15 protein-coding genes are annotated in these 13569 nt (G+C 49.1%); 12 read left to right on the plus strand and 3 right to left on the minus strand.

Annotation, left to right across the window (positions count from 1 at the left end):
* Positions 1–188 (plus strand): AI-2E family transporter (locus tag AC5V8P_RS03485; RefSeq protein ID WP_495473556.1); only part of this gene is annotated, 188 nt, incomplete at its 5' end.
* A 39-nt stretch (positions 189–227) separates the two neighbouring features.
* Here the strand turns inward: AC5V8P_RS03485 and AC5V8P_RS03490 are convergent.
* Positions 228–704 (minus strand): bactofilin family protein, encoded by a 477-nt coding sequence (locus AC5V8P_RS03490; protein ID WP_064795447.1) that lies wholly within the window; start codon positions 702–704, stop codon positions 228–230.
* Between the two features lie 45 nt (positions 705–749).
* The gene (locus tag AC5V8P_RS03495) at positions 750–1781 is read right to left on the minus strand and encodes a M23 family metallopeptidase (protein WP_064795446.1); all 1032 of its coding nucleotides are present in this window, start codon (positions 1779–1781) and stop codon (positions 750–752) included.
* A gap of 123 nt (positions 1782–1904) precedes the next feature.
* Between AC5V8P_RS03495 and cls the strand changes: the two genes are divergently transcribed.
* Entirely contained in the window at positions 1905–3335 is a 1431-nt protein-coding gene (cls, locus tag AC5V8P_RS03500; RefSeq protein ID WP_063207816.1) for a cardiolipin synthase, read from the plus strand.
* 194 nt (positions 3336–3529) lie between these two features.
* Positions 3530–4474, plus strand: coding sequence for a YitT family protein (locus tag AC5V8P_RS03505; RefSeq protein WP_081276708.1), 945 nt, complete (start codon positions 3530–3532; stop codon positions 4472–4474).
* Positions 4475–4542: 68 nt separating this feature from the next.
* Here the strand turns inward: AC5V8P_RS03505 and ligD are convergent, their stop codons facing one another.
* Complete coding sequence (gene ligD / locus AC5V8P_RS03510; protein ID WP_063207819.1) at positions 4543–5445, minus strand: non-homologous end-joining DNA ligase; 903 nt, start codon at positions 5443–5445, stop codon at positions 4543–4545.
* Between the two features lie 211 nt (positions 5446–5656).
* Between ligD and AC5V8P_RS03515 the strand changes: the two genes are divergently transcribed.
* The 9 genes from AC5V8P_RS03515 to AC5V8P_RS03555 all read left to right on the plus strand — a co-directional run bounded on the left by AC5V8P_RS03515 (position 5657) and on the right by AC5V8P_RS03555 (position 13560).
* A complete protein-coding gene (locus AC5V8P_RS03515) occupies positions 5657–6055 on the plus strand; it encodes a sulfotransferase (protein WP_231116714.1) in 399 nt (132 codons plus the stop codon).
* Positions 6056–6110: 55 nt separating this feature from the next.
* Complete coding sequence (locus AC5V8P_RS03520; RefSeq protein WP_231116712.1) at positions 6111–6251, plus strand: hypothetical protein; 141 nt, start codon at positions 6111–6113, stop codon at positions 6249–6251.
* Positions 6248–8173 carry an asparagine synthase-related protein gene (locus AC5V8P_RS03525; RefSeq protein WP_064795445.1) on the plus strand — a complete coding sequence of 642 codons (1926 nt, stop codon included), beginning with the start codon at positions 6248–6250 and terminating at the stop codon, positions 8171–8173. Before AC5V8P_RS03520 ends, AC5V8P_RS03525 begins: the two co-directional genes overlap by 4 nt.
* 52 nt (positions 8174–8225) lie before the next feature.
* On the plus strand, positions 8226–8354 hold the full coding sequence (locus AC5V8P_RS03530; protein WP_013369856.1) for a paeninodin family lasso peptide: 129 nt from the start codon (positions 8226–8228) through the stop codon (positions 8352–8354).
* Between the two features lie 137 nt (positions 8355–8491).
* Entirely contained in the window at positions 8492–9541 is a 1050-nt protein-coding gene (locus tag AC5V8P_RS03535; RefSeq protein ID WP_064795444.1) for a dephospho-CoA kinase, read from the plus strand.
* Positions 9519–9821: a lasso peptide biosynthesis PqqD family chaperone gene (locus tag AC5V8P_RS03540; protein WP_063207828.1), complete on the plus strand. Its 303-nt coding sequence runs from the start codon at positions 9519–9521 to the stop codon at positions 9819–9821. The genes AC5V8P_RS03535 and AC5V8P_RS03540 overlap by 23 nt, the downstream gene beginning before the upstream one ends.
* A gap of 1 nt (position 9822) precedes the next feature.
* Positions 9823–10308, plus strand: coding sequence for a lasso peptide biosynthesis B2 protein (locus AC5V8P_RS03545; RefSeq protein ID WP_064795443.1), 486 nt, complete (start codon positions 9823–9825; stop codon positions 10306–10308).
* A 49-nt stretch (positions 10309–10357) separates the two neighbouring features.
* Positions 10358–11680 (plus strand): nucleotidyltransferase domain-containing protein, encoded by a 1323-nt coding sequence (locus AC5V8P_RS03550; protein ID WP_064795442.1) that lies wholly within the window; start codon positions 10358–10360, stop codon positions 11678–11680.
* A gap of 20 nt (positions 11681–11700) precedes the next feature.
* On the plus strand, positions 11701–13560 hold the full coding sequence (locus tag AC5V8P_RS03555) for an ABC transporter ATP-binding protein (protein ID WP_064795441.1): 1860 nt from the start codon (positions 11701–11703) through the stop codon (positions 13558–13560).
* Positions 13561–13569: the final 9 nt, after the last annotated feature.

Here is a 13569-nt window from a genome sequence, read left to right on the forward strand (position 1 = left end):
CGATTGTCTTTGGCAAGCAGTTGGATATTCATCCGTTGACTGTCGTCATTTTATTGCTGGTTGGTGGCGACCTGCTCGGGATCTTGGGGATCATTTTGGTGATTCCATTATATATGTGCGGCAAAATCGTCATACGCAAGGTGTATCATTTATTTTTGGAACGCAGAGTGGAAGATATTATGGAGTGAATGGAGGTTGTACTGGATATAAAAGGAGTATAAGCCGATCTAGCCTGCTTCAGGTTGTAGGGTGGCTTCGCTGTCCTCTTCGTCTTGGCTGAAACTGGATTGGTTTTCATCATCCGATTTCTCTGTAGCCGTCAGCGATTCTGCCTCTATGGCTTGGTTCATCGTGGTTTGGTTCATTTGACTGGTGCCGTTCAGGATGCCGCCTTCAGAGATGACCAGCGTGGGGGTCGCCGTATTTCCATACAGTTCGCCTGTGGGTGTAATGGTCAATCGTTCTTCTGTGGTGATGCTGCCGAACACCTTGCCGGCCAGAATGACGTCCCGTGCAATGATGTCCGAGCGTACAACCGCGGATTCTCCAATGACGACAGTATGAGTGCTGTAGATATCGCCCTGAAAGTGACCGTCGATGCGAATATTGGCCTCTGCCACAATCGTACCTTCAAAGCGGGTGCCATGCGCGAGCAGTGTATCCGTAGCCGGGGTGGGGAGCTTTTTCTTGGATTCCTTGAACATAAGCGTGTGCCTCCAATCCTTTATTGTCAGTATTTTGCAAAATCCTCATTGTACATACAGTAATGGATCGACAGGTTGGTTATGCTTGACAATCTGAAAATGAAGATGAGGTCCTGTACTTCTTCCGGTGCTTCCTAGCAGGCCAATGGTCTGTCCTTTGTGAACACGGTCCCCCGGAGCCACCTGCATACCGCTTAGGTGCATATACCAGCTCTGAAGTCCGTCAGGATGCTGGATGATGATACACTTGCCGCGGGCTCCACTGGAAGCGGCCTCCAGCACAGTGCCTGCTCCTGCCGCATAGACAGGATCGCCGGATTGACCGGCAATGTCCACGCCGGAATGAAAAGCGGACCTACCTGTAAATGGGTCGCTGCGATAGCCGAAGCTGGAGGTCATGCGCCGCGAACCCGCAGGCCAAATCGAGGGTCTCCCTTGTTCAGTAAGTTCGAGTCTGCGGGTCTGGAGCAGCTGTGCGGCTTGTTTGCGCTCCAGGTTCTGCTGGACGGCGTTTGCTTGTTGAATCGAGCTCGGAACCGTACGCTCCACGGTATCCAGCAGAGCCTCGATTTCCTGAAAATCATCCATGGCCTGGCGGGCTAAAAGGTCTGTATTTTCATGCACTGCGATCAATTCGCCTCCGATATGATCGGAAGCATTCCAGGAGAGCGGAGTTATGGTTGATTTATGGCTGCTTGTGCTGGAGGAATTTCCGTATTTACGAATGAATTGCTGCATTTGTTGTTCCAGCTCTGTTACGCGCTGGAGACGTTCGCGAATACTGGTGGCTTGATTCGTCAGCTCCATGACTTCTTGTCGCAGCCGCCCAATAGCTGCGTCTTTGTCTGCTACCGTGACCTCCATCTGCAAACTCTGAACAGCAAGATTGGTTTCCATTTGGGAAATAATATGGGAAGAACGGATTTGCAGCCCGATCACGAGCGTAGAGATTGATGCGATCACAAGGGTCGGGACGAGAATGACAGCGGCTGTAGAGCATTGTAGCTGCTTGGGCGGTTGCTGTGCATCCCGAATGACAAGCAGGGTCATCCGGCGATTTAGGCTTCCTTTTTTCATAATCGCTCCTTTCCGGACATCGCTCCTATAGTGCTTGGTTACTATCTATTCAGTTTAAGAGGCAAACATGTCAAAAAAAATTGGAGCTTTGTATAAAACGTAGATATATAAGGAGGCTTAGACATGCTGTGGTTGCTGTTGGTTTTAATTGTTTTTATTTTTCAGACCGGGACGATTCTGCTATTCGAATTTCGCAAGCCGTCCAAGGCGGTAGCCTGGCTCTTTATTTTATTTTGTTTCCCGCTCATTGGTTTTGTGGTGTACTATTTTGTCGCACAGGATTACCAGAAGCGTAAAGTGGTTCGTAAAGCAGGATCACAGCTATTTCGTGAATTCCGTGAACGTCTGTGGGCACAAACCAGGGTGATTGAAAATGTAGAGCAAATGCACAATCCCCATTTCAAGCATCAGGAGCGTCTGTTTAATCAGTTAATTCGTATGTCGGAAAACCCGTTGACTGGTTGCAACCGCACTCGTGTGCTGACGAATGGAGAAGAGACCTTTGAGGCCATGCTGACAGCGATGGAGCATGCGCAACACCATATTCATGTGGAATTTTACATATTTCGAGCAGACGAAATCGGAAAGAAATTTCAGGAGGTCATGATCCGTAAGGCCCGTGAGGGAGTGAAGGTGCGATTCATTGTGGATGGCGTAGGAAGCTACAATTTGCCCTATTCATTTATTCGCACCTGTAGTGAGGCTGGGGTGGAATTTCATTATTTTCTACCGCCTTTTTTCGCCACGCTGGATCGCCGGATTAACTATCGTAATCACAGGAAAATTGTGGTGGTGGACGGCACGATTGGATTTGTAGGGGGAATCAATGTAGGCGACGATTATCTCGGAAAGTACCCTAAAGTGGGATTTTGGAGGGATACACACTTGCAGATTGAAGGAGATGGCGTTTATTTTCTGCAAAATGTGTTTCTTAGCGACTGGAAATTGGCTTCAAAAGAGCGGCTGATGGATGTAAATTTATTTCCCCCACATAACTGCACAGGGATTGAGGAAGTACAGATTTTGAGCAGTGGTCCTGATCAGGTGTGGGACACGATTCAGGAATTATGCTTTGGAGCACTCACGGTTGCCAAACAGCGGATTTGGATAACGACACCGTATTTTATTCCCGATCCGGGGATTTATGAGGCGCTGAAGCTGGCGGCCGTCAGTGGCATCGATGTAAAAATTATTATTCCCTACCAATCAGATTCAAAACTGGTTCATCTGGCCTCACTGTCCTATGTACAAGAATTGCTGGAGGCAGGAGTGGAGTTCTACCAATATCGAAAAGGATTTATTCACGCCAAAGTGGTGATTGTGGATGATTTGCTTGGCTCGGTCGGGACCGCAAATATGGACATGCGCAGCTTTTTCTATAATTTTGAGTTGACTGCTGTACTTTTTGCCACTTCGGCGATAGATCGGCTTTCTGCAGATTTTGTAGAGGACATTTCCAACTCTTCAAAAATAGAATTGAATGTGTTTCGCAGACGTCCTCGATCTCAAAAAATAGCCGAAATTCTAACTCGCATGCTCTCTCCTCTCCTTTAAAGGCGATTTTCGCCGTTTTTATCAATATAATCCCGCTTTATTGTGATTTATGTGCTCTTTACTAACTTTTTTGCGCAAAATCACAGTTTTGTGATATACTATTCGTATAACTAAGCGCCGTAAAGGAGAGGGGACTGCGGGGAGCAGCCCCTTTTTCGGTCTAATATACCATACTGTAACGGGGGGATTTATATATGAGTGTAGTGAGCAAGGAAGTCCAAAATCTGTCTGAGATCACAGATGTAACCGGAGAGTTGACCAAGATCAGCAAAATTCCAGCTAATCCAAAGAACAAAGTAAAACGCTTATTCCAGCGTGCAGCCATGATCGTGGTTGGTGCAGCGCTGATGGCTGTGGGACTGGAAATATTCCTGGTTCCTAATGGCGTTATTGACGGAGGCGTTACAGGTATTTCCATTATGGCCTCCAAGATTACTGGTTATCCGCTCGGTATTTTCCTGACCCTGTTGAACCTTCCATTTTTACTTATCGGCTACAAACAAATCGGTAAAACCTTCGCTTTATCCACATTATTTGGCATTGTCGTTATGTCCATCGGAACTGCGTTACTTCACAATGTAAGTGCATTGACTCCAGGGGAACCGCTGCTCGGCGCGATCTTTGGGGGTGTCATTCTTGGCGTTGGGGTGGGTCTTGTGATTCGATCCGGCGGCTCGCTGGATGGCACGGAGATCGTGGCTATTCTCGTCAGTGAGAAGACTCCCTTTTCGGTCGGTGAGATCGTACTGTTTGTGAATATTTTCATTCTGGGAAGTGCGGGTTTTGTGTTCGGTTGGCCGAATGCCCTGTATTCCATGATTGCTTATTATATTGCTATGAAAATGATTGATATTACGATTGAGGGTCTGGATCAGTCCAAATCGGTCTGGATTATTAGTGAGAAATACCGTGATATCGGAGATGCCCTGACGGACCGTCTTGGACGGGGAGTAACTTATCTGGAAGGGGAAGGCGGCTTTACAGGCGAGAGCAAGAAAGTGATTTTCGTCGTTATTACCCGACTGGAGGAAGCGAAGCTGAAGAGCATTGTTGAAGATTGGGACCCGCACGCCTTCGTTGCGATCGGTAACATTCACGATGTGAAGGGCGGACGTTTTAAGAAAAAAGGAATACACTAGCGCAAGGGGACAATTTCTCAGCCTATGGCTGCGGGGTTCGTCCCCTTTTTTATGCTTCCAAGCATGGATCAGGTAGGGGAAGCTTTGGTGCGCATATGCTGAAGGATATTTTCGATCGGCTGGGGAGGGACCTTAGCGATCAAGTCGCCTACCTGGTTTAACCGTTCCTCAATATTCAGCAAATGATAGTCAAGTGGCGACACATCCTGCCGTACCTCCTCCCAGGTTAGCGGAGTGGAGACCGTAGCGCCGGGACGTGCCCGTGGAGTATATGGAGCAGCTAGGGTTTTTCCCTGATAATGCTGCAGATAATCAAAATAGATGGCTGTTCCGCGATCCTTCTTTAATCGTTCCAGAGTGAACAGATGCGGGTGTTTTTCCGTCACAAATTGGCCAACCAACAGGCCAATGCTGCGCAGCTCGTCAAAGGTTACGCCTGTACGGATTGGAACGATAATTTGTACACCTGTGGCCCCGGAGGTTTTGGGGACCGAGTCTAACCCAAGCGAAGCCAAAACTTCGCCTACAATGGAGGCGGCCTCCATAATACGTGGCTCGACCTCTCTGGATGGATCAAGATCAATCATCCATTCACAAGGCAGTTGGCTTCCTGCTAGGTGCAGAGAGGGGTGAAATTCCAATGCAGCTTGATTACCGAGCCAGAGTAGCTGGGGCAGCTTGCCGAGCACGATATACTCAATGCCATCATGCAGAGCGGTTTCAATGTAGTCTGGCCGCGGCTGTGGGGCATTTTTCTGATAAAAAAAATCCCCGTGAATCCCATGTGGCCAACGGATGACAGTCAATAGACGCTGATGGCAATATTTGAGCAGGAAGGGGGCCAATACCGCAAGCTTGCGAAGATATAGCGCCTTAGTTACACCCGCTTCGGGCCACAGCGGTTTATCCGGGTTTGTGATCGCAATTTCATGACCTTCGATCGTAATCGTACCTTTAACAGCTCGTCCCATAGTGCTAAGCTCCTTTGGCTAACATGCAGCAACATCAATTTACAGACAACTGACTGCACTTCTAAATCTACATAAGGTTTAACATGAACATGCAGCACAGAAATTATCCATTAAAGGGATTGACAAGATACATTATGTATCATAAATTATAATAAAAATACGATGTGTATCTATTAAAACATCTCTGAGCAGAGGTAGAGGAGGAGTGTGCTTGATTGACAAGCAAGGCGGAAAGCTTGTATTTCTATTGAGTGTCCCTCGAAGTGGAAGCTCGCTGCTAACCGCTATTTTGCAAAACCATTCTCGCCTGTTTGCCACACCTCTTCCACTTGCATACCCGCTTATGTATGAACAATTCGTAGCTAATCCAACGTTGGAGATCGAGAAGCTGTGTCATTTTCTGGGGGTCCATTATGAGCCTGGGATGGAAAGGTACGGGAACTTTGCGGATACGCCTCAATCCAGTCTTTTTTATAGCATGGGAGCGGGTGATCCGTTTGTCATAGAGCATGAACAGGCGCATCAGAATTCTGTACATAGCTGGCAACATCTGTTAAGTACAAAGGAAATTGAACTGTACACACCAATTCCTCCAACAAAGTGGCTTTGAATGGAAGACAGCTTATCGAATGCTGGAAGAATATGATGCGTATAACAAGGACTTAATGACAATTGCAACTCATCATGCTGCACCTCACACCACGGCAGAGATGGACATGGCACAGATGGTGAGTAATAGACGCATTCAATCGCTGGGCGTCTATAGTGTTATCAAGTATCGGAAAAGAAAAGGGGGGAGAACGTGAGTGCAATTGCCGGAATCTATAGATTTGGGCATGCGGCTGTATGTGCTGAAGAAGGCGAGAGAATGATGCAAACCTTGCAAAAGTATCCCGCCGACCGCGTGTGCGTTTGGCATGAAGGTTCCATTTTTTTGGGATGTCATGCCCAGCACGTGACCCCTGAATCTATTCATGAGCATCTTCCCTTTTATGATGAGCTAAGGGATTTGGCCATCACGGCCGATGCGATCATTGACAATCGTGCTGAGCTGTTTGAACGGCTGGCAGTTGGGCAGGGGCAGCGGCAAGATATCACAGACAGCGAGCTGATTTTGCTGGCATACGACAAATGGGGTGTAGATGCAGCCGGCTATCTAATAGGTGATTTTGCCTTTGTCATTTGGGATGCTAAAGAACATCGATTATATGGTGCTAGAGATATAACAGGCAATCGTACGCTGTATACCTACCAACATGACGGAGGATTTGCGTTTAGCACGGTAATCGCTCCGCTATGGGTTCTGTCCTCTCTGAGAAAAGAACTGCATGAACCCTGGCTGGCCGAATTCTTATCGATCCGTGCGATGCAGGAATCGGTCGATATCGGGACGACCGCCTACAAGCATATTAACCAGTTGCCTCCCGCACATTGGTTCACCATGGAAGAGGGAAAACAAACGCTCCATAAATATGCATGTCTGGAGGAGGTAGAGCCACTGCGGCTCAAAACAGGGGGCGAATACATAGAAGCTTTCCGCGAGGTATTCTCACAGGCGGTGAATGCCCGGTTACGGACGCATCGGGCTGTAGGGGCTGCCCTGAGCGGGGGATTGGATTCCGGAGCGGTCGCCAGCTTTGCTGCGCCATCGCTGCACTTACAACATAAGCCGCTACATGCTTACAGCTATATTCCTGTACAAGATTTTACAGATTGGACACCGCCTACATTGCTGGCGAATGAACGCAGCTACATTCATTCCACGGCTCGTTATGTGGGCAACATTCAAGAAAATTATATGGATTTTGAAGGGAAAAGCCCGTTTTCTGAAATTGATATGTGGCTGGAGTTGATGGAAGCTCCCTACAAATATTTTGAAAACTCCTTCTGGATCAGGGGTTTTTATGAAAAAGCGCAGGAACACAATGTCGGTGTTCTGTTGACTGGAGCACGCGGGAATTTTACCGTATCGTGGGGGCCTGCGCTGGACTATTACGCCCGTCAGTTTCGTCGTTTGCACTGGCTGCAATCCTTGCAGGGGGTGTGGCAATACAGCAAGCTTACAGGCAATCGTATGTCTCATCTACTCCCCGTGGTGTTGAAAAAAGCCATTTCACTTGAAGCCTGTACATGGTTGCGACACAGCCATCGAAGTCCAATTCCATCACTGATTCACCCGGAGTTTGCCAAAAGGATGAATGTAGAAGATATTCCTGTATTGAGTGGCACCGGTTGGAGAAAAAATGCCGATCAGACAAGAAAAGAGAAGTTTTCAAATTTGGCGATTGCCAACAAAAATGGTGTCATGGCGACCAAGCTTTCACTCCGTTATGGCCTGTGGGAACGTGATCCGACCGGAGATAGCCGTGTCATTCGCTTTTGTTTATCGGTGCCATTTGAACAATATGTACAAAACGGTCGGGACAGGGCCCTCATTCGTAAAGCTATGCGTGATCATCTTCCTGATGATGTTCGATTGAATCAGCGAGTACGCGGCGTACAGCCTGCGGATTGGCTACATCGTTTGATTCCTTGTTGGGACACGTTTATGGGAGAGCTGCAAGTGATGTGTCATGATTTAAGAGCTGCCGAATATCTCAATATGGACTATATTAAGACCGCGATGGCGAACTACCGAAGTCCCCGTCCGGAGCAGGCATCTGATCCGAATATACGACTGTTCATGCATAGTTTGATCGTGTACCGTTTTCTCTGTGGATTGAACTAATTCTTATTTATCCGGTCAGACGGGTGCCATTCGTGAGAAGGGAGGTGATGAGATGAGTAAAAAGGAATGGCAGGAACCAACGATTGAGGTGCTGGATATTAACCAGACTATGGCGGGTAAAGGCTGGAAGCAGATTGACTGGGTGTCAGACCACGATGCCGATTTGTATAATCCTAGCTAATCGATCATTATACATGGGCCGATGCTTGGGCTGAGAGCCAAATAGCTTAATGATCACGAGCCGTCTTTATTTCTTTGGGGTAGGTTGGATCCGAAGAAATAAAGACGGGATTTTAAGAATAGGGGAGTGGTCCTAGCGTGCATGACAGGAATACCCATATCCGTCGGGTGAAATATACAGCCTTTGGGCTCAGGATTGCCAGTGAGCTGATCTTACCAGAGCTAATCCCGGCAGAGCCGGGAGTGGAAGAGGATGTAGTCATTCGACAGGCTGATTTGTCAGCATGGAGGGAGCAACTGGAGCAGACCAATTTTGTAATGCAGGATGAACGCTTTATGTTCCAGATCCCGGGCACAGCCATTTATGCGATCAGAGAAGGCAAGGAAATCGAGGTAAGTATGCTGCCTGGGGCTGATCTCGACACCGTGCGGCTGTATATACTGGGTACATGCATGGGGGTTCTACTGCTGCAAAAACGGACTTTACCTATTCATGGAAGTGCGGTCGTCATCGGGGGGCGGGTCTACGCATTTGTAGGTGAATCCGGCGCGGGAAAATCGACGCTGGCTGCTGCGTTTAGACAGGCTGGCTATCAGATGGTTAGTGATGACGTAATTGCTATAAATGTCACGGCTTCCGCAGCTATCGTATATCCGGCATATCCGCAGCAAAAGCTGGGGCTGGAAAGCTTGCTTCAATTGGAGGCTCTACAGGAGAAACATGTACGACACAAAGAGCACGTTCTTTCCCTAACCGACGGTAATCCTGCAACGCCACAATACCGAGATTTGCGTAAAATTGCAGGTGAGTTCAATAAATATGCGGTGCCTGCTGTGAATGAATTTTATAATGATCCGCTTCCTCTAGGCGGCGTATTCGAGCTTGTGAACAATTCATCAAACGGTGAGTTGATGCGTGGAGGGGAGCCAGTGATGGTTACGGAACAGCCCTTGAACAAACTGGAGTGCTTGCATACATTGCTCCAGCATACATATCGTAGGGGAATCATTCCGCGTATGAGTTTGGGTGAATGGTATTTTGATACAGCGGCCCGGATGGCTCGGAAGGTGGAAGGCTGGCGGCTGCTGAGGGACAGCTCCTTCTTCACGGCGTCCGAGGTTGTACAGCGAGTACTTGAACTCATTCATAAGGAGGAACAGAGTTATGGCAGCCACGAATTCAGCTAAGGATCATTATCGCGTCACGTACGGTGAAGAGGTCTATGTAAGTGATATGGACGGGGAAAAAGTAATGATGAGTATTCATACCGGAAAGTATTATAATTTGGGCTTCACGGGAGGACGAATCTGGGAACTGGCAGAATCCAGTCCTTCACTTGGAGAGATCGTAACTGTCCTGACAAATGAATATGAAGTGGACGAGGAACAGTGCAGGCAGCAGGTACATACTTTTATAGCTGAATTGGAGCGGGAAGGATTGTTGAGACTCCTGCCGGAGTCGGACTGACATGCGGATACAACGGCTTTTTCTCTTGCCTCCAAAGGTCAGGAGATTGTTGCCGGAAGCCTGGCTGGAGCTGGGATGTGCAAGGTTTCGCCAGCGTCGTTCTTTTGGAGATTACTCAGGGGCTTGGGGGATCTGTATGGAAGAAACCTCCTGGCAGTGCGAGGATGGGCAGGAGGAGTCGATCCGTCACATTTCACAAGCTGTTGATGTAGCCAGTCGTTATACTCCTTGGCGCAGTAGCTGTCTTGTACAAGCCGCAGCCGCTATGACGTTGCTGGGACGCAGAAAACTGGACTGCACATTGTATCTGGGCACAGCCAAAAATGCTGCGGGCCGATTGGCAGCACATGCATGGGTACGCAGCGGACCGATCTATGTTACGGGAGAACGGGAGATGGAGGCATTTACCGTGGTGGGGATATTCGGAAGACACGCGGTGACAGCTACAAATACGAAGATAGCGGATAAAGGCAGTTCTCTGTTTTAGTGCGATACAAAAGAAAAAGAACGTTCAAAGAGTCAAAGGAGAAAAATCCATGGCCACCAAGTCTATTTGGGAACTTGCTAACTGGAATGAGGATCAGGAATTAACGTTGTTACTCTCTCTGCTTCGTAAAGACGTCAACCTATGGCAGGATACGGCGACTCTTTCCCAGTTGCAGGAGATGGATTGGTCCCGCTTGCTGCGTCTGACAGAACATCATCGCGTGGTGCCTACGGTGTATCTCCAGCTAAAAACGTTAGATCATCCGTTCATTCCCGCAGAATTACTGCGAACCCTTCAGGGGCAATACCAACGCAACACGCTGCGCATGCTCCAGCTTCAAGCAGAAGCAGAGCGTCTGACCAGGCTGCTCACAGCTCACGGAATCCGTGTTCTGATGCTGAAGGGGCCTGCTCTGGCGCAGCAATTGTATGGAGATGTTTCCCTGCGTACCTCTAAAGACATCGATTTACTCATCGCCCCGGATGACATGGATGAAGCGGAGCATTGGATGAAGGAAGCCGGGTATGCGTCCAAAAGCGGCGAAGTGCGCGTCCTAGGCAGTTGGAAGTGGAAGGATCATCATGCCTCCTTTCTACACCCGCAAAAGAGGGTCGAAGTCGAGTTGCACTGGCGGCTTCACCCGGATGGGGGGCGGGAGCCCTCCTTTGACGAGCTTTGGGACTACCGGCAAATGGGCCAAACCGCAGGCGCACAAACCAGTCGGATGGCACCAGCGACTTCTGTAGAGAGCAGGACGGTGACGACGTCCTGTATGTATACGCTTGGCAGCCAGCATCAATTTCTGTACTTGAGCGCACACGGAGCGCGTCACGGCTGGTTCAGGCTGCGCTGGTTAGTTGACATCGACAGGCTTGCTGTGCGCACAGTCGATTGGGGGGCGCTGCTTCCTCTGCTGCGCCGTTACGGAGGCCTGCCTGCGAGCGGGCAGGCTTGGGCGCTGGCCGCTGCGCTGCTGGGTACGCCGATCCCGGAGCCGATGCGTCCAATATCGGCTACCCGGCAGGCACATAGGCTTGTGCTGAGCGCGCTGGCCTTTATGCAGGCCAGCGTACCCGCCCCGTACCCGGTTGCCACTGGGACGGGCACAGACAGACTTGCTCGGTCAGAGCTGGTGCCCAGCGTAGCTTTGACCGAGCCGATGAAGACCACCCCTACGGGGGGCGGTACTTCGGTTAGCCGCACTTACTTGCTTTCCTTAAAGGAGCCGAGACATAGATTATGGTATTTCATCAACCGTTTGTTTCCTTCTACGAGGGATTCAGTCGTTTTTCCACTGCCTCGCCAGCTACATTTTTTGTATATTCCTTTACGTCCAATTCTTTGGCTGAAGCGGCGATTTTCAAAGCACTGATCTGATAAGGAGTGTACATGATGACTCACCTGCGATTATATATGACCAAGCTGTATGGCGTGAACGGCGGGGCGTTATTTCTCAATATTGGATGTATGATCATCGTCAGCCTACTGGAGAGTGTCGGCATTTATATGCTTGTTCCGATGCTGGCCGCCATCGGCGTATTCGGCGGTCATTCCGAAATGCCATTTGTGTCGGATGGGTTGGATTATTTTTTGCCGTACATTCCTAATAGCTGGCTGTTGCCAGGGATGTTGCTGCTTTTTGTAGCGCTGCTTACAGGGCAGGCTTTGCTTCAGCGTTACCAGTCCATTCTCAGCTCGCGGATTCAGCAGCGTTTTATGCGTTCCCTTCGCATAGACGTATATACGTCCTTTATGAAGGCGCAGTGGGCTTTTTATTTGCGTCAGCGCAAATCTGATTTTAGCCATGTGATGACGACCGAGCTGGCGCGCGTCAGTCAGGGAACCAATTTGCTCCTTCAACTGGTCACAGCCGTCATGTTTACGCTAATCCAGATTGCGCTGGCTTTTTGGTTATCCCCTTCTTTAACCGGGCTGGTGTTTGTGAGTGGATTGGTGCTGTTTGTCGTGTTCCGTCGTTCCATCCGAAATGCCAAACAATTAGGTGACCGTACCACTGAGCTGTCACAGGTTTATTTTGCCGGAATTACGGATCATATGAACGGGATGAAAGATATTAAAAGCAATTTGCTCGAAGCGGCGAATATCCGCTGGTTTCGCTCCCTGACGCAGCGCATGGAGGACAATACGACTCAGTTTGTTCGGCAAAACGCGACCACACAGTTTTTTCATCGCATAGCGGCAGCTATTTTTGTCGTTAGCGTCCTATTTGTGTCGCTCCAGTGGCTGCATGTTACACCTGAAAAACTGATTGTGCTCATCCTTATATTTTCCCGCTTATGGCCCAGGTTTGCCCTTATCCAAGCGAGCCTGGAATATATCATGTCTATGGTCTCTGCTTTTGAAAGTGTAACCAAAGTACAACGGGAATGTGAAGCATTCTCAGATTCCTCGTTGATCGGGCTTACATCCTCTGAGACTCACGTTCCATTCGATTCATCGGAACATCAGCTAGCATCTGTATCTGTACGGCAACCCTTGTCTCTTCATAATGGAATAGAATGCACACGTCTGGATTATTGCTACGAGGGTGCAGTAGAGCCTGCGCTGCGTCAGATTAATTTGTTTATACCCGCCCGGGAAATGACCGCCATTGTTGGGAAATCAGGAGCAGGTAAAAGCACCATGGTCGATGTGCTGATGGGGTTTTTACGTCCAACGAGTGGGCAGATTCAGATCGATGGGCATGTTTTGGACGACGAATTGCTGCCACTGTGGCGACAGTCCTTTGGCTATGTATCACAAGATCCATTTCTGTTCCATGCGACCGTCCGCGAAAATTTAAAGCTGGCCGATAAGGATGCTACTGAACAGCAGCTATGGGAGGCATTACATTTTGCAGCCGCAGACCACTTCGTATCCAGACTGCCAGAAGGGCTGGACACCGTTATTGGTGATCGCGGGATTCGTCTGTCCGGGGGAGAGCGTCAACGGCTGGTCCTTGCGCGGGCTATCCTGCATCATCCTCCTGTACTCATCCTGGATGAAGCGACAAGTGCGCTGGATGGTGAGCATGAAGCTGCAATTCAGGCAGCATTGGAACGGATGAAAGGTCAAATGACGTTGATCGTGATCGCTCACCGTCTGTCAACGATCAGACATGCGGATCAAATTGTTGTCCTGGATCAAGGCGAGATCATTCAGCAGGGGAACTACCGCCAACTGGTAGAAGAGGAGCGGGGGGCGTTCAGTCAGTTGCTTTCGTACCAAAGCACTGTCAGCGCCGCCCCTTAGTCAGATTTT

It is taken from the genome of Paenibacillus sp. N119s, assembly GCF_059447605.1.